Here is a 15,992-nt window from a genome sequence, read left to right on the forward strand (position 1 = left end):
GTGTCCCCCGCCGCAGGCAGGGGCGGTTGCCCCCGAGATGTCTCTGCGTCCACGGCCCAACTCGGGCCGCCGTACTACTTCTTGAGTTGGTGGGTGGGTCAGCCGGCCATCCGCCGGGACGCCTCTTCGAGGCGCGCCGCGATGCTGCCATTGATGACCTCGTCGCCGATCCGGACCTGGACTCCGCCGAGGACCTCGGGGTCCACGTCGAGGTTCAGGTGGACCTGCCGTCCGTACACCGACGCCAGGGCCGCGCCGAGGCGCTGCCGCTGGGTGTCGCTGAGCGGAACCGCGGAGGTGACGACCGCGACCATCCGGCCGCGGCGCGCCGCGGCCAGCTTGGACAGGGCGTCCAGCCCTGCTTCCAGGCTACGGCCCCGCGGCTGTGCGACAAGCCGGACCACGATGCGCTCGGTGACCGGGTTGGCCCGGCCGCCCAGCAGCGAGCGCAGCAGCTCGGCCTTGGCCGGGCCCTGCGTGGCGCGGTCGGTCAGTGCCGCGCGCAGCTCGTGCGACGAGGCGACGATCCGGGCGAACCGGAACAGCTCGTCCTCGACGTCGTCGAGGGCGCCCGCCCGCTGCGCCGCGATGAGGTCGGCGCCGTACGCCAGCTCCTCGGTCGCGTCCGCCAGGTCGCGCGAGCGCGACCAGCGGGAGCGGACCATGCCGGAGAGCAGGTCGACGGCCTCGCCGCCGACCTGGCCGCCGAGCAGGCGCCCGGCCAGCTCGGCCTTGGCCTCGCCGGCCTGCGCCGGGTCGGTGAGGACCCGACGCAGCGACACCTCGCGGTCGAGCAGAGCGGTGACGGCAGCCAGCTCCTCGGCGAGCTTCGTGGCGTCGACGGTCGTATTGTCCGTCAGCGCGTCGAGCTGCTCGCGTGCGGAGGCGAGTGCCTCGCGGCTCGCTCCATTCATCGGCCGGCCTCTGCCTTCGTCGGGTCCGACGCCGCCTTGGCCTCGAGCTCGTCGAGGAAGCGGTCGATGGTCCGGCTCTGGCGGGCGTGGTCCTCCAGGGACTCACCGACCAGCTTGCCCGCCAGCTCCGTGGCGAGCTTGCCCACGTCCTGGCGCAGCGACTGTGCGGCCTGCTTGCGGTCCGCCTCGATCTGCGCGTGGCCGGCCGCGATGATCTCCTCGCGCTGCCGCTGACCCTCGGCACGCATCTCGGCGATCAGGGTGGCTCCCTGCTCCTGCGCCTCCTGGCGCAGCCGGGCGGCCTCGTGGCGCGCGTCGGCGAGCTGGGACCGGTAGTCCTCCAGGACCTGCTGGGCTTCGGCCTGGGCGGCCTCCGCCTTCTCGATACCGCCTTCGATCTTCGCGCGGCGCTCGTCCAGAACCTTGTTGATGTTCGGGAGGAGCTTCTTCGCGAGGAAGCCGAAGACGATGAAGAAAGCGATCAGGCCGATGACCAGCTCTGGAATCGGCGGGACGAGGGGGTTCTCAGGAACCTCCGCCGCCATGTTCACCAGGGCGCTCACATCAATGCCTTCCGTCTAAGTGGCGTCGTCGGTGCGTTCCGTGATTAGGACGGGTACGCGTAGCCCATGACGATGCCGATGAGGGCGAGCGCCTCGCAGAAGGCGAAGCCCATGATCTGGTTGGTACGGATCAGGCCGGCCGCCTCGGGCTGACGGGCCAGGGCCTGGGTGCCGTTACCGAAGATGATGCCGACGCCGACGCCGGGGCCGATGGCGGCGAGGCCGTAGCCGATCGAAGCGACGTTGCCCTTGAGGCCGGCGGCGAGTTCGAGAGTCGCGGACATGCCGTGTCTTCCTTCTCTTTCATGGACCGGTGGGGGTTGGCCACCGGACGTCTGGTGGGGACTGCTGGGGTACCTGGGGGCTCAGTGGTGCTCGGCGAGCGCGCCCTGGATGTAGTTACAGGCCAGGAGCACGAAGATGTACGCCTGAATGGCCTGGATGAACAGCTCGAAGGCCGTCATCACGATGGTCATGAGGAACGAGACGCCCGCGTAGGCGATGCCGATGCCGTTCAGCAGGTACCAGCTAGCGACCGTGAACATCAGGATGAGCATGTGGCCCGCGAACATGTTCGCGAACAGCCGGACCGCGTGCGTGAAGGGCCGGATGATCAGGTGCTGCAGCAGTTCCAGGAACATGATCAGCGGGAGGACCCAGCCGAGCGACTTGTCGTAGCCGGTGAGGTTCTTCAGACCGCCGACGAAGCCCTGCCTCTTGAACGTCAGCACGAGCCAGGTGATGTAGACCACCAGGGCCAGACCCATGGGGAACGCGATGACCGACGTCACCGGGAACTGGGCGACCGGGATGATCGACCACAAGTTCATGATCCACACGAAGAAGAAGAGCGCGACCATGAAGGGGACGAACTTCTCGCCCTCCTTCTTGCCGAGCGCGTCGTAGACGAGCCCGCGGCGCACGAAGTCGTAACCCGCCTCACCGATCATCTGCAGCTTGCCGGGCACCACCTTGGCGCGGCCGAAGGCGGCCCAGAAGAACGCCACGATGATCACCGTGCTGACCAGGGCCAGCAGCATCGGCTTGTTGAACTCGTAGCCACCGATGGTGAAAAGGGGCTCGAAGACGAACGAATGAAGGCCCGGGGCCTCGAAGCCACACCCCGGGATGAAGAGGTGGCACTCCGTGTCGAGGGCGAGCATCGTTTCAGCACTCACCGCGAGCTCCTTCAGCGTGGCGCATGGGTACGGCAACCTCGTTGTGTCGGCGCGGCTTTGAGCCACGGTGCGGCACTGGACTGGTCTTACGGATTGGGGGGCGGCTGATCGGCGCGGGGCCGGATCGGGTCACAGGCATCGGCCGGACGCGCCACCGGTTTCCTGACTCGGAACCTGGAAGCTCAGCCGCCTGCGCCGACTGCGCCGCAGTTGGCACCGGACGATAGCAGGCTCTCGGGTGGGCTTTTATTCCGGCCCTACGGCTCACGTCCGCGACCCCGTGGTTTCCGCCTTCTTGGACTCGGCGGATTCGGGATTCACGTAGAGAATCCTTGCCTTCATATAGCTGCGGGCCTGGAAGGCGATCCACACCAGGACCGTGGCGAGCAGGGTGAAGGCGAACGCCCTGACGTTGAAGAGCGTGGTGTCCTTGAAGGCGATCATGAAGATCGCGACCGCCAGGATCTGCACCGCGTACAGCAGCAGTCCCATCATCTGGAACAGATCCGGGAGGCGCTTCGCGGTCTGCTGGAGGATCACCAGGCCCGACCCCATCAGGAGCAACACCAGCACCGTTCCGATGAGCGCGCCGACCGCCCCCTGCCCGCCCGCGACCACAGCACTGATCACGACGCCGATGGCGCCGGTGGCAAGCGAGGGTACGGAGACATTGGCAAGTAGGCGGGCGTCAGTGGACTGCATGGCGGCGCTCCGGCAAGAAAAAGGGGGTGGTGTCGTCAAGGACGAGCGTAGCCCCGGCCTGAGGGAGTACCCGAGGCCGAAAGACCGTCGCACTACGGCCCTTCGGCTCTGTCGCCGGGTTTCGTGAACGGTATCACAAACTATTTGATGAGGTCTTTACCTGCATGGTGTGCTACCCGTCACACGTGAGCAGTAATCCGCGCGTTGGAGCGCGACACGGCGGCATTCTGTCTGCTATGTGACCCATTTGGGGGCATTTTCGAGCCTCGCTCGTACGAGCGAAATCGGCCTCAGCGAGGGCTTCCGGCCTTACGCCGGTCCGTGAACCGCGACCGGTCACCGATCGCCGTGGCCCCGTGGATACCCGCCGGCACCGGCTGCCGCTCCCGGTCCGGAGCCCCGTCCAGATTCCCGGCCTCGTCGACCGCCGCGCTCTCCGTCGCGGCCGCCGCGACGGCCGCGGCCTGCATACTGCGCCGGTACCGCGGCGGCACCATCCACTCCATCCAGCGCGGCGCCCGCGGCGTGAACCGCGGCAGCAGCAGCAGGACGAGTCCGATCGCGCTCAGCAGCACGATGCCCATCACGACCCACACGCTCGCGTTGTTCACCGAGTACGCCACGGCGCCGAAGGCGATCAGCGCGGACCAGAAGTACATGATCAGGACGGCTCGGCTGTGCGAGTGACCGATCTCCAGCAGGCGGTGGTGCAGGTGGCCGCGGTCGGCGGCGAACGGCGACTGGCCCTTCCACGTACGGCGCACGATGGCCAGCACCAGGTCGGCGACCGGCACCGCGATGATCGTCAGCGGCAGCAGCAGCGGGATGTAGACCGGGACCATCGCGTGGGTGGCCTCGCGGACGCTGCCCGCCTTCAGGTTGAGCAGGTCCGGGTCGACCTGGCCGGTCACCGAGACCGCGCCGGCCGCCATGACCAGCCCGATCAGCATCGACCCCGAGTCGCCCATGAAGATCCGCGCCGGGTGCATGTTGTGCGGCAGGAAGCCCAGGCACATGCCCATCAGGACGACCGAGAACAGCGTCGCGGGCGCGGCGGCCTCGATGCCGTACCCGAACCACATCCGGTACGCGTACATGAAGAAGGCCGCGGCGGCGATGCACACCATGCCGGAGGCCAACCCGTCCAGGCCGTCCACGAAGTTGACGGCGTTGATGGTGATGACGACCAGAGCCACCGTCAGGAGCGTGCCCTGCCAGGGGCTGAGCGAGACCGTGCCGATGCCCGGCACCGGGATCCACAGGATCGTCAGGCCCTGAAGGACCATCACACCGGCGGCGATCATCTGCCCGCCGAGCTTGACGAGCGCGTCCACGCCCCACTTGTCGTCCAGCACGCCCAGCACCCAGATCAGCGCGGCGCCCGACAGCAGCGCGCGTGGCTCGTTGGAATGCTCGAAGACGGATTTGAGGTTGCTGAGGTGGGACGCGACCAGCAGGCCCGCGCACAGCCCGCCGAACATGGCGATGCCGCCGAGGCGCGGGGTGGGTTCGCGGTGCACGTCGCGCGCGCGGATCTCCGGCATCGCGCCGGCCGCGATGGCGAATTTCCTTACCGGCCCGGTCAGCAGGTAAGTGACCGCGGCCGTGACGCACAGCGTCAGCAGGTATTCACGCACGGGCTGCCCCATTGGTATCGCTGGCCATCACAGCCACACACCATATGCGTGTCCGCCCCCTATCCGTGAACGTAAGGGAAGACAACCCCGGCCCGTGAATGGTTCCCGGGCTCAGCGCGGATCGGGATATGGGGGAAAGCGCCGGACCAATGCCGCGGTCGCCGCGCGGGCCTGCGGGTCCTCCCGTACGGCCGCCGCGATCAGCGCGCCGACCCGCACCGCCTCCTCCTCGCGCATGCCCTGGGTGGTCAGCGCGGCGGCCCCCAGCCGCAGCCCGGGGCGGCGCCCGGACGGGTCCTCGGCACACGGCAGGGCGCAGGTGTCCAGCACGATGCCCGCCGCCGCGCAACGCCCCCTGGCCGTACGGGCGTCCGCACCCAGCGGCGCCGGGTCCGCGGTGATCAGGTGGGTGTCCGTACCGCCGGTGGTGACCGGCAGGCCCTCCTCGGCCAGCGCCCCGGCCAGCGCCCGGGCGTTGGCGACGACCTGCCGGGCGTAGCCGGCGAAGGCGTCGGTGGCGGCCTCGCCGAAGGCGACGGCCTTGGCGGCGACCGCGTTCATCTGGGCGCCGCCCTGGGTGAAGGGGAAGACCGCCCGGTCGATGCGCTCGGCCAGCTCGGCCCCGCACAGGATCATGCCGCCGCGGGGGCCGCGCAGCACCTTGTGGGTGGTCGCGCACACCACGTCCGCGTACGGAACTGGGCTGGGCGCCAGGCCCGCGGCGACCAGCCCGATCGGGTGCGCGGCGTCCGCGATCAGGTAGGCGCCCACCTCGTCGGCGATCTCGCGGAAGGCGGCGTAGTCGATATGCCGCGGGTAGCAGATGGAGCCGCAGACGATGGCCTTGGGCCGATGGCGGCGGGCCAGCGCGCGCACCTCGTCGTAGTCCAGCAGGCCGGTGTGCGGGTCGACGCCGTACCCGGCGAAGTCGAACCAGCGGCCCGAGAAGTTGGCCGGGGAACCGTGGGTGAGGTGGCCGCCGTGCGGCAGCGCCATGGCCAGGACGGTGTCGCCGGGGCGCAGCAGGGCGGCGTAGGCGGCCAGCACGGCCGAGGAACCGGAGTGCGGCTGGACGTTGGCGTGCTCCGCGCCGAACAGGGCTTTGGCACGTTCCACCGCGAGCCGCTCGGCGAGGTCCACGACCTCGCACCCGCCGTGGTGCCGGGCGCCCGGGTACCCCTCGGCGTACTTGTTGGCGAGCGGGGAGCCGAGGGCGGCCAGTACGGCCCGGGAGGCGAAGTTCTCGGCGGCGACGAGCTGCAGCCCGTCGCCCTGCCGGGCCGCCTCGGCGAGCAGCACCCCGGCGATCTCGGGGTCCTGGTCCAGCAGCCGGGCGAAGTCGGGGCTCCAGACGGGCGGCGGGTACCCGCCCTGTCCCGCCGCCGGCCCGGCCGCCTCCTTCCGGGCAGCCGCGGTGTCGCTCCGTGATGACGTGGTGGTGGCGGGCATGGCAAGCTCCAGGCCTCGTACGGGGACGTGGTCCCAATGTAGGCGCGAAGCCGCATTCGAGCGCGACAGATGGTGCCGCCCGGGGGGCATGCGGGGGCGGGGGCCGGGGTGGGGCTCGGTTCGGGGTGGCTTCGAGGGGGGTGGGGGGTTGAGGTGGGGCGCGGGTCAGGCGGTCCCGCGTGGGGCGGGGCTGAGGCGGGGCAGAGCCCGGACGGGGCAGAGCCCGGATGGGGCAAGGCTCGGGGCGGGGCCCGCGCGGGACAGGGCTCGGGGCGGGGGGCCGACGCAGGGTTCGGGGTGGGGCCGGGGCGGAGCAGAGCTCGGGCCGGGATCTGCGGGACAGGGCACGAGGCGGGCGGGCCGGAGCTGGGGCTCGGGCCTGGCCGGGGCCACGGCTCGGGCCGGCACCCGGACGAGGCCGGGGCTCGGGCCAAGCCGGCACTCGGGCCGGGCAGGGCCCACGGCACCCGCGCGCCTACGGGGCGAATCGAACGTGATCGTCCCCCCGGTGGGGGCTTACCCAGGGGTGGCGGGGCCGAAGCTCCCGGGCCGACGGCACGACGGGCCTCCGCGGCCCGCCAGAGCGGCTTTCGCGGGCCCGCCGCCCAGTCGGGTCAGGCGCGGGCCGGAACCCCCGTCAGCGCGGTCACGACGGGGTCCAGCGCCTCGTTGATCTCGTCGCCGATGGAGCGGAAGAACGTGATGGGCGCGCCGTACGGGTCGTAGACCTCGTCCGCCTCCGGGTTCGGCGCCAGCAGCCAGCCGCGCAGCGCCGCGGCGGCGCCGACCAGGGCGCGGGCGCGCTCGACCAGTCCGCCGCCGGGCAGCGCCGGGTCGGGCTCGGGCAGCGTCGCCGGGTCTATGGCCCGGACCAGCCGGTTGAACTCCTTCAGCGTGAAGGTGCGCAGTCCCGCCGAGTGGCCCATGGAGATGACCTGGGCACGGTGGTCGCGGGTGGCGGTCAGGACGAGGTCGGCCCGGATGACGTGCTCGTCCAGCAGCTCACGGCCGGTGAAGTCGGCGGGATCCGCTCCGTAGTCGGCCAGAACCGTGGCGGCGTGGGTCTCCATGGGCGCGCCTTCGTGGCCCCAGGTGCCGGCGCTCTCCACCACCAGGCCGCCGCGGTCCGCGCCCAGCCGCAGGTCGAGGGCGTGCCGGTGCAGCCGCTCGGTGATGGGCGAGCGGCAGACGTTGCCGGTGCTGACGTGGAGGATGCGGAACGTGCGGTAGTTGTCCTCGCCGGGTCCCGCTATGCCACGCCCGAGGGGCGCAATCAATTCGCCACCTCAAGACCGGGGGCCACCTTGCGCAGCTCCTCCGCGCTGATCGCGCCCTCGCGCAGCAGCAGCGGCGTCGGCCCGGTGACGTCCACGATCGAGGACGGTACGGCGGCGGGGGTGGGGCCGCCGTCCAGGTAGACGGAGACGGAGTCGCCGAGCATCTCCTGGGCCGCGTCGCAGTCCTGCGGCGACGGGTGCCCGGTGAGGTTGGCGCTGGAGACGGCCATCGGCCCGAACTCGGTCAGCAGCTCGATGGCGACCGGGTGCAGTGGCATGCGGACCGCGACCGTGCCGCGGGTCTCCCCCAGGTCCCAGGTCAGCGACGGCTGGTGGGTGGCGACCAGGGTCAGCGCGCCGGGCCAGAAGGCGTCGACCAGCTCCCAGGCCTGCTCGGAGAAGTCCGTGACGAGCCCGTGGAGGGTGTTCGGGGAGCCGACGAGCACCGGGGAGGGCATCCCGCGCCCGCGCCCCTTGGCCTCCAGCAGGTCGCCGACGGCCTCGGCGCTGAACGCGTCCGCGCCGATGCCGTAGACGGTGTCGGTCGGCAGCACGACCAGCTCGCCGCGACGGACGGCCGATGCGGCCTCGCGCAGACCGGTCGCGCGGTCGGTCGCGTCGCTGCAGTCGTAACGCCGTGCCATTTAACGGACCTCCTCGTGCGGAACGTACAGATGACTCGTGGGGGCCGGGCTCGTCATGGCGTCGCCCTGCGTGCGGTGGCGAAACGGGGCCGGTTGTTCAGGTCGGGGTGGTCGGCCGCGTCGGCCCAGCCCCGTTCCTCTGTGAAGATCCACGGAACCTGGCCGCCCTGGGTGTCGGCGTGCTCGATGACCACGACGCCGCCGGGCCGCAGCAGGCGGTGCGCGGTCCGCTCGATGCCGCGGATCGTGTCCAGGCCGTCCTGGCCCGAGAACAGCGCGAGCTCGGGGTCGTGGTCGCGTGCCTCGGGTGCGACGTACTCCCACTCGGTCAGCGGGATGTACGGCGGGTTGGAGATGACCAGGTCGACCTGGCCGTCCAGCTCGGGAAGCGCGGTCAGCGCGTCGCCCTGCTGGAGAACGACGCGGGACCCCTCGACGTTCTTGCGGGCCCACTGCATGGCCTCGTCGGACAGCTCCACGGCGTGCACGCGCGAGCGCGGCACTTCCTGCGCGAGGGCGAGCGCGATGGCTCCGGAGCCCGTGCACAGGTCCACGATGAGCGGCTCGACGACGTCCATGGCCCGTACGGCGTCTATCGCCCAGCCGACGACCGACTCGGTCTCCGGGCGGGGCACGAAGACGCCGGGGCCGACGTGCAGCTCCAGGTAGCGGAAGAAGGCCCGCCCGGTGATGTGCTGGAGCGGCTCACGGGCCTCGCGGCGGGCGACGGCCTCCCAGTACCGGGCGTCGAAGTCCGCGTCGGGGACGCGGTGCAGTTCACCGCGTTTGACGCCGTGCACATGCGCGGCGAGCTCCTCCGCGTCGAAGCGCGGTGAGGGTACGCCGGCGTCGGCCAGCCGCTGGGTGGCCTGGGCCACCTCGGCGAGCAGCACGGTGCGGGGGTTGGGCCCGCGGCGGGGCCGCTGGGGGTCGTGACCCCCGGAAGGCGACGGCACGCTGTTCCTCCGGCTCTTCTACGGGCTTACTGGGCGGCTGCCAGTTTGGCGGCCGAGTCGGCGTCCACGCACGCCTGGATGACCGGGTCGAGCTCACCGTCGAGCACCTGGTCCAGGTTGTACGCCTTGAAGCCGACGCGGTGGTCCGAGATGCGGTTCTCCGGGAAGTTGTACGTCCGGATGCGCTCGGAGCGGTCGACGGTGCGGACCTGGCTGCGCCGGGCGTCCGACGCCTCCTTCTCGGCCTCCTCCTGGGCGGCGGCCAGCAGCCGCGAGCGCAGGATGCGCAGGGCCTGCTCCTTGTTCTGGAGCTGGCTCTTCTCGTTCTGGCAGGAGACGACGATGCCGGTGGGCAGGTGGGTGATGCGCACGGCGGAGTCGGTGGTGTTGACCGACTGGCCGCCGGGGCCCGACGAGCGGTAGACGTCGATGCGCAGGTCGTTCGGGCCGATCTCGACCTCGACCTCCTCGGCCTCGGGCGTGACGAGCACACCGGCCGCGGAGGTGTGGATACGGCCCTGGGACTCGGTGGCGGGCACCCGCTGGACGCGGTGCACGCCGCCCTCGTACTTCAGGCGGGCCCACACGCCCTGGCCGGGCTCGGTGGCGCCGTTGCCGCCCTTGGTCTTCACGGCGACCTGGACGTCCTTGTAGCCGCCGAGGTCGGACTCGTTGGCGTCGAGGATCTCGGTCTTCCAGCCGACGCGCTCGGCGTAGCGCAGGTACATGCGCAGCAGGTCGCCGGCGAACAGCGCGGACTCCTCGCCGCCCTCGCCCGCCTTGACCTCCAGGATGACGTCCTTGTCGTCGCTGGGATCGCGCGGGACGAGCAGCAGCCGCAGTTTCTCGGTCAGCTCCTCGCGGCGCGCTTCGAGGTCCTTGACCTCGTCGGCGAAGTCCGGGTCGTCGGCGGCCAGTTCACGGGCCGTGCCGATGTCGTCGCCGGTCTGCTTCCAGGCGCGGTACGCCGCGATGATCGGGGTCAGTTCGAAATAGCGCTTGTTGAGCCGCTTGGCCTCGCGCTGGTCGGCGTGGACCGCGGGGTCGGCCAGTCGCTTCTCAAGGTCGGCGTGCTCGCCGATCAGTTCCTCGACCGCCTCGAACATCGTGGGGGTTCCTCACCTGGCTGTGTTTCCCGGTTGCCGGCAGTGTGCGGCGGGGGCCGCGGGCCCCGGGACCTCCGGCGGGGTCCGTGGCCTGGACGACAAAACGCCGGTCCGCCGCCCCTTCGCGGGGCGGGACGGAACCGGCGCCTTGCTGGTCGCTACTTCTTGGCGGAGCCGGCGGCCTTGCCGAAGCGGGCCTCGAAGCGGGCCACGCGGCCACCGGTGTCGAGGATCTTCTGCTTGCCCGTGTAGAACGGGTGGCACTCGGAGCAGATGTCGGCACGGATGGTGCCGCCGGCCACGGTGCTACGGGTGGTGAACGACGCGCCACAGGTGCAGCTGACCTGGGTCTCGACGTACTCCGGGTGGATGTCGCGCTTCAAGGGATTCTCCTAGGTTCGGGAGGGCTCCGGGTCGTTCCGCGGATTGCGTCACGTGAACCGGGGCCGACGGTCCAGTCTGCCAGGACTGGCCTCATCTCCCAAAACCGGGGTGCTCCGGGATCTATTCCCCGGGGTTCCGCGGCGCCGGGAGACGGGCTGGAGGAACGGTTCGGCTACTTGACGTAGCTGCCGGTGCCGCCCTTGTCACCTTCGGAATCCTTGATCGCTTCCTTGGGGATGTCCCGGTCCTGGCGCAGCGCGTCCCAGACCTGTCCGGACTGCTTGCCGAGCGGCAGCACGCGGGAAGTATTCTTCGGATCGTACGTGACCGGCAGCGTCACCATGTCGATGTTCTCCGACCCGATGCCGCCCAGCTCCTTGGCGAAGCCCATCAGCGCGTTGACCGAGTTCAGGTCGGTGTCGGTGGTGACGGCCTTGGTGGCGGTGTCGGCGATGCCGTAGAGCTTCGTCGGGTTCGACAGCAGCCCGATGCTCTTGACCTGCTTCATCAGTGCCTTGATGAACGTCTGCTGGAGCTGGATGCGGCCCAGGTCGCTGCCGTCGCCGCCGGGCACGCCGTGCCGGGTCCGTACGAGGCCGAGGGCGTCCTCACCGTTGAGGGTGTGCTTGCCGGGCTCCAGGTTCAGGTGGCTCTTGTTGTCGTGGATGGGCTTGGTGGTGGTGATGTCCACGCCACCGAGGGCGTCGATGAGCTTCTTGAAGCCGGTGAAGTCGACCTCGACGAAGTGGTCCATGCGGATGCCGCTCATCGCCTCGACGGTCTTGACCGCGCAGGCCGGCCCGCCGGCCTCGAAGGCGGTGTTGAACATCGCCTTGCGCCGGCCCGGTACGTTCTTGCCGTCCTTGGTGCAGTCCGGGCGCTCGACCATGGTGTCGCGCGGGATGCTGACGACGCTGGCCTTCTGGTGGCCCTTGTAGACGTGCACGATCATCGCGGTGTCCGAACGGGCGCCGCCCTCGTCGGTGCCGTACTCGCCGTTCTTGCCCGCCCGGGAGTCGGAGCCCATGACGAGGATGTCCATCGACCCGTCGTCGTTGTCCTTGGGCCGGTTCTTGCCCAGGGCGGCGTTGATGTCGACGCCCTTCAGGTTGCCGTTGAGCTTGAAGTAGACGTAGCCGAGTCCGGCGCCACCGAGCAGTACGCAGCTCACCAGCGCGCACACGGTGATCGTCAGGGCGCGGCGGCGCCGGGTCGGGCCCTTGCGCCGGCGGCCCGTGGCACGTATGCCGCGGGAACGGCTCTTGGCCGCGTTCGCGGCCCTGCTGTCGTCCGCCATCTGCTCCTCAGTCCTCGTTCTCTCGGCTGCCCCTCGCCGAACCGTTCAGCCACGGTTTGTTGCTCCTTGAAAGACGGGGGGCTGACCGGAAGGGTTGCACAACGGGGTTGAGAGCCATTCTTAGAACCGGACCCGCCGCGGCTCCGGCCAAAAGTCGACTTTTGGCCGGTGACCAGGGCTTTCGCCCGGGGCCGGAAAGCGGAGTGAGGGCCTCCGTGGACGGTACGCGTGTGCGCAAGGCAACAATGCGCGGGTTTCCGCGGACAGCACGAAGCCCTCCCGGCCACCGAAGTGACCAGGAGGGCTGTGCCGTACGGCTACGGCCGGGCCCGGCGCCCGTACGGGTGCCGGTGGGCCGTTCGCGGGAGAGCGGCGTCAGTCGTTGCCGTTGCCGTTGCCCATGCCGGGGGTCGTCTTCTGGATCTGGAGCAGGAACTCCGCGTTGGACTTCGTCTGCTTCATCTTGTCCAGCAGCAGCTCGATGGCCTGCTGCTGGTCCAGGGCGTGCAGCACCCGGCGCAGCTTCCAGACGACGGCCAGCTCGTCGCTGCCCATCAGGATCTCTTCCTTGCGGGTGCTGGACGCGTCCACGTCCACCGCCGGGAAGATGCGCTTGTCCGAGAGCTTCCGGTCGAGCTTGAGCTCCATGTTGCCGGTGCCCTTGAACTCCTCGAAGATCACCTCGTCCATCCGCGAGCCGGTCTCGACCAGCGCGGTGGCCAGGATGGTCAGCGAGCCGCCGTCCTCGATGTTGCGCGCGGCACCGAAGAACTTCTTCGGCGGGTACAGCGCGGTCGAGTCGACACCACCGGACAGGATGCGGCCCGACGCCGGGGCGGCGAGGTTGTACGCACGGCCCAGACGGGTGATGGAGTCCAGCAGGACGACCACGTCGTGGCCCAGCTCCACCAGCCGCTTGGCGCGCTCGATGGCCAGCTCGGCGACGGTGGTGTGGTCCTCCGCCGGGCGGTCGAAGGTCGAGGAGATGACCTCGCCCTTGACCGACCGCTGCATGTCGGTGACCTCTTCCGGACGCTCGTCGACCAGGACGACCATCAGGTGGCACTCGGGGCTGTTGCGGGTGATCGAGTTGGCGATCGCCTGCATGATCATGGTCTTGCCGGTCTTCGGCGGCGCCACGATCAGACCGCGCTGGCCCTTGCCGATCGGCGCGACCAGGTCGATGATGCGCGGCGTCAGCGCGCCGGGCTCACCTTCCAGGCGCAGCCGCTCCTGCGGGTAAAGGGGCGTCAGCTTGCCGAACTCCGGGCGGCCGCGGCCCTGTTCGGGCGAGACGCTGTTGACGGTGTCCAGGCGCACCAGCGCGTTGAACTTCTCGCGGCGCTCGCCCTCGCGGGGCTGGCGGACCGCGCCGGTGACGTGGTCACCCTTGCGCAGACCGTTCTTGCGGACCTGGGCGAGCGAGACGTACACGTCGTTCGGGCCGGGCAGGTAGCCGGAGGTCCGGATGAACGCGTAGTTGTCGAGGATGTCGAGGATGCCCGCGACGGGGATCAGCACGTCGTCCTCGGACACCTGCGGCTCGTTGCCGAAGCCCTCGTCGCGGCCACGGCGGCCACGGCGGTCCCGGTACCGGCCGCGGCGCCCGCGGCGCCCGCCCTCGAAGTCGTCGCCGTCCTCGTCGGCCCGGCGATTGTCGCGGTTGTCGCGCTGGCGGTTGCCGCCCTGCTGGTTGCCGCCGTCACCGTCGTTGTTCTTGCTGCGGCGGTCGCGCTGGCCGCGCTCGCCCCGCTCGCCGCGGTTCTGGCGGTCGCCCTTCTGGCCGCGGTCCTGACGGTCCCCGCGGTCCTGGCGCTCGCCCTTGCCCTGGCGGCCCTCGGCGTTGTCCGCCGCGGCCTCGGCCCTGGCGTCCTCGCGCACTGCCGTACGGGTGTCGGCCTTCGCCTCGGTCTTGCCCTCGGCCTTCGCCTCACCGGCGCTGTCGGGGCTGCCCGCGGCGGCGGTGGCGCGGCGCCGGCGGCGCTCGCCGGCCGGCTGCTCGTCGCTCGGCTGGCCCGGGATGTCGATCTGCTGCTGACCCGCGCCCTTGTCGGCGGCGGCCTTGCCGTCCGCCTTGCCCGTGGCCTTGGCGTCGCCGTCCTCACCCGTACGGGCCTTGGAGGTCGCCCGGCGCTTCGGCTTGGTCTCGGCCTCTGCGGGCGCGTCGTTCTTGGCCGCGGCGCCGGAACCGGAGCCGGCGGCCTGCTTCTCCTTGATGACCTCGATCAGTTGGCTCTTGCGCATCCGCGCGGTGCCCTTGATACCGAGGCTGGAGGCGACCTGCTGCAGCTCTGCCAGGACCATGCCGTCCAGGCCGGTGCCGGAACGGCGGCGCCGCGCAGGCGCGGCGGGAGCGTCCGTGGCGGGCGCGGTGGCACTGCCATCGGTGCGTACGCCCATCAGATCGGTGGTGTCGCTCACGAAGGGTCCTTCCCTGGAGCGGGCGTCGGCCTGTCTGGCTCGGCGACCGGTTGTGCTGTCCGGCTGCGGTCCCGTACTTGCGGACCTGGCCGGGGCGGTGGTCCCGCCGGAAATGGCGGAGAGATCAGTTCATGGTTCCGGCGCGAAGAGATGTCTGTGACTCATGTCCGTCACGCCGATTCCGGAGCGTGCTCGCTTCTGCTCAGGCAACTGCTCCAAGCAGTTTGGGAGGCTCCCGGAAGAAAGGTGGTCCCGATGGGGGACACGGAGTACCGCGCCGCAGAGGCGTCACGTACTCACTTGAGGTTAACACTACCGGATCCAACAAACATTCCCCCTCTCGAAGACCGGCAATCGTCGATCACCCGGCGAGCGGCAGCACCGAGGTGCCCGCCGCGTCGAGGGCCAGCCGGTTGGCCGCCCACCCCTCGCCCGCGAGGCCGGCGACCTTGTCGGCCGCGTCCTCCTGGACCAGCGCGAGGACCGTGGGGCCCGCGCCGGAGACGACCGCGGGGACGCCGTCCGCCCGCAGTCGGTTCACCAGGGCCACGCTCTCGGGCATCGCGGGAGCACGGTACTCCTGGTGAAGTCGGTCCTCGGTCGCGGCCAGCAGCAGCTCGGGGCGCCTGGTCAGGGCCTCGACGAGCAGTGCGGCGCGGCCGGCGTTGGCCGCGGCGTCCACATGCGGGACGGTCCGCGGCAGCAGGCCCCGCGCGGTCTCGGTGAGCACCGGCTTGCCCGGCACGAAGACCACCGGAACGATGGAATCGGCGGGATCCATCCTGATCGCCCGCGCGGCTCCGGTATCGGTCCAGGCCAGGGTGAAGCCGCCGAGCAGACAGGCGGCGACGTTGTCCGGGTGCCCCTCGATCTCGGTGGCCAGTTCGAGCAGCGCCGTGTCGTCCAGTTTCTGTTCGGCCCCTATGGTCACCGCGCGGGCGGCGACGATGCCGGCGCAGATCGCGGCGGAGGAGGAGCCCAGGCCGCGTCCGTGCGGGATGCGGTTGGCGCACACGATCTCCAGGCCGCGCGGCTGCCCGCCGAGCAGGTCGAAGGCGGCGCGCAGGGACCGTACGAGCAGGTGGCTCTCGTCGCGCGGCAGGGTCTCGGCGCCCTCGCCCGCGATGTCGACGTGCAGGCCGGAATCGGCCACCCGCACCACGACGTCGTCGTACAGGCCCAGGGACAGCCCGAGGGCGTCGAAGCCGGGGCCGAGATTGGCGCTGGTCGCGGGGGTGCGCACCCGGACGGCGGCGGCGCGGAACGCTGGACCGGCCATCGCTCGATGACTCTCCTTGATGTGATGCTGCGGCACTGCCCCGGAGCGCCGCGGCACCTGGGTGCCCGGCCGGCTCGTGGGGGCCGTTCTGACCTGCCCTGCACACCACTGCGACATGCCGTGGGGAGGGGAGTTGGCTGCCAGCCTATCGAAGGAAGGTTCTGTGGCGACATAGGGCGCACAGG

The 15,992-nt window shown here is 70.7% G+C and carries 15 protein-coding genes; all 15 read right to left on the reverse strand.

Going from position 1 to position 15,992, the window contains the following annotated elements; genetic code table 11:
• Positions 1–98: 98 nt before the first annotated feature.
• The 15 genes from ACH4EB_RS28210 to thrB all read right to left on the reverse strand — a co-directional run bounded on the left by ACH4EB_RS28210 (position 99) and on the right by thrB (position 15,807).
• Positions 99–914, reverse strand: a complete 816-nt coding sequence (locus ACH4EB_RS28210; RefSeq protein WP_398350676.1) for a F0F1 ATP synthase subunit delta — start codon at positions 912–914, stop codon at positions 99–101.
• Positions 911–1,459, reverse strand: coding sequence for a F0F1 ATP synthase subunit B (locus ACH4EB_RS28215; protein WP_398350751.1), 549 nt, complete (start codon positions 1,457–1,459; stop codon positions 911–913). Before ACH4EB_RS28215 ends, ACH4EB_RS28210 begins: the two co-directional genes overlap by 4 nt.
• Positions 1,460–1,521: 62 nt before the next feature.
• Positions 1,522–1,761 carry an ATP synthase F0 subunit C gene (gene atpE, locus ACH4EB_RS28220; protein WP_003981314.1) on the reverse strand — a complete coding sequence of 80 codons (240 nt, stop codon included), beginning with the start codon at positions 1,759–1,761 and terminating at the stop codon, positions 1,522–1,524.
• Between the two features lie 81 nt (positions 1,762–1,842).
• Complete coding sequence (gene atpB, locus ACH4EB_RS28225) at positions 1,843–2,640, reverse strand: F0F1 ATP synthase subunit A (RefSeq protein WP_053696258.1); 798 nt, start codon at positions 2,638–2,640, stop codon at positions 1,843–1,845.
• 279 nt (positions 2,641–2,919) lie between these two features.
• Positions 2,920–3,357 (reverse strand): hypothetical protein, encoded by a 438-nt coding sequence (locus tag ACH4EB_RS28230; RefSeq protein WP_398350678.1) that lies wholly within the window; start codon positions 3,355–3,357, stop codon positions 2,920–2,922.
• Positions 3,358–3,647: 290 nt separating this feature from the next.
• Positions 3,648–5,006 carry an MraY family glycosyltransferase gene (locus ACH4EB_RS28235; protein ID WP_398350680.1) on the reverse strand — a complete coding sequence of 453 codons (1,359 nt, stop codon included), beginning with the start codon at positions 5,004–5,006 and terminating at the stop codon, positions 3,648–3,650.
• A gap of 99 nt (positions 5,007–5,105) precedes the next feature.
• Complete coding sequence (gene glyA, locus ACH4EB_RS28240) at positions 5,106–6,443, reverse strand: serine hydroxymethyltransferase (protein WP_398350681.1); 1,338 nt, start codon at positions 6,441–6,443, stop codon at positions 5,106–5,108.
• Positions 6,444–7,057: 614 nt separating this feature from the next.
• Positions 7,058–7,720 (reverse strand): protein-tyrosine-phosphatase, encoded by a 663-nt coding sequence (locus tag ACH4EB_RS28245; protein ID WP_398350683.1) that lies wholly within the window; start codon positions 7,718–7,720, stop codon positions 7,058–7,060.
• A complete protein-coding gene (locus ACH4EB_RS28250) occupies positions 7,717–8,364 on the reverse strand; it encodes an L-threonylcarbamoyladenylate synthase (RefSeq protein WP_030017733.1) in 648 nt (215 codons plus the stop codon). The genes ACH4EB_RS28245 and ACH4EB_RS28250 overlap by 4 nt, the downstream gene beginning before the upstream one ends.
• Positions 8,365–8,417: 53 nt before the next feature.
• Positions 8,418–9,257: a peptide chain release factor N(5)-glutamine methyltransferase gene (prmC, locus tag ACH4EB_RS28255; RefSeq protein WP_030017734.1), complete on the reverse strand. Its 840-nt coding sequence runs from the start codon at positions 9,255–9,257 to the stop codon at positions 8,418–8,420.
• 89 nt (positions 9,258–9,346) lie between these two features.
• A complete protein-coding gene (prfA, locus tag ACH4EB_RS28260) occupies positions 9,347–10,426 on the reverse strand; it encodes a peptide chain release factor 1 (protein ID WP_398350685.1) in 1,080 nt (359 codons plus the stop codon).
• Between the two features lie 158 nt (positions 10,427–10,584).
• Entirely contained in the window at positions 10,585–10,809 is a 225-nt protein-coding gene (gene rpmE / locus ACH4EB_RS28265; protein ID WP_003981327.1) for a 50S ribosomal protein L31, read from the reverse strand.
• 173 nt (positions 10,810–10,982) lie between these two features.
• Entirely contained in the window at positions 10,983–12,107 is a 1,125-nt protein-coding gene (locus ACH4EB_RS28270; protein WP_398350686.1) for an LCP family protein, read from the reverse strand.
• A 375-nt stretch (positions 12,108–12,482) separates the two neighbouring features.
• Entirely contained in the window at positions 12,483–14,528 is a 2,046-nt protein-coding gene (gene rho / locus ACH4EB_RS28275) for a transcription termination factor Rho (RefSeq protein WP_398350688.1), read from the reverse strand.
• A gap of 361 nt (positions 14,529–14,889) precedes the next feature.
• Positions 14,890–15,807 (reverse strand): homoserine kinase, encoded by a 918-nt coding sequence (gene thrB / locus ACH4EB_RS28280; protein WP_398350689.1) that lies wholly within the window; start codon positions 15,805–15,807, stop codon positions 14,890–14,892.
• Positions 15,808–15,992 lie beyond the last annotated feature (185 nt).

The sequence above is a fragment of the Streptomyces sp. NPDC018045 genome (assembly GCF_044327445.1).
Taxonomy (GTDB): Bacteria; Actinomycetota; Actinomycetes; order Streptomycetales; family Streptomycetaceae; genus Streptomyces.

Bases quoted from the DNA above. Each gene is read 5' to 3' on its own strand.
- ACH4EB_RS28210 (WP_398350676.1), bottom strand. From the start codon at position 914: ATGAATGGAGCGAGCCGCGAGGCACTCGCCTCCGCACGCGAGCAGCTC.
- ACH4EB_RS28215 (WP_398350751.1), bottom strand. From the start codon at position 1,459: ATGGCGGCGGAGGTTCCTGAGAACCCCCTCGTCCCGCCGATTCCAGAG.
- atpE (WP_003981314.1), bottom strand. From the start codon at position 1,761: ATGTCCGCGACTCTCGAACTCGCCGCCGGCCTCAAGGGCAACGTCGCT.
- atpB (WP_053696258.1), bottom strand. From the start codon at position 2,640: ATGCTCGCCCTCGACACGGAGTGCCACCTCTTCATCCCGGGGTGTGGC.
- ACH4EB_RS28230 (WP_398350678.1), bottom strand. From the start codon at position 3,357: ATGCAGTCCACTGACGCCCGCCTACTTGCCAATGTCTCCGTACCCTCG.
- ACH4EB_RS28235 (WP_398350680.1), bottom strand. From the start codon at position 5,006: ATGGGGCAGCCCGTGCGTGAATACCTGCTGACGCTGTGCGTCACGGCC.
- glyA (WP_398350681.1), bottom strand. From the start codon at position 6,443: ATGCCCGCCACCACCACGTCATCACGGAGCGACACCGCGGCTGCCCGG.
- ACH4EB_RS28250 (WP_030017733.1), bottom strand. From the start codon at position 8,364: ATGGCACGGCGTTACGACTGCAGCGACGCGACCGACCGCGCGACCGGT.
- prfA (WP_398350685.1), bottom strand. From the start codon at position 10,426: ATGTTCGAGGCGGTCGAGGAACTGATCGGCGAGCACGCCGACCTTGAG.
- ACH4EB_RS28270 (WP_398350686.1), bottom strand. From the start codon at position 12,107: ATGGCGGACGACAGCAGGGCCGCGAACGCGGCCAAGAGCCGTTCCCGC.
- thrB (WP_398350689.1), bottom strand. From the start codon at position 15,807: ATGGCCGGTCCAGCGTTCCGCGCCGCCGCCGTCCGGGTGCGCACCCCC.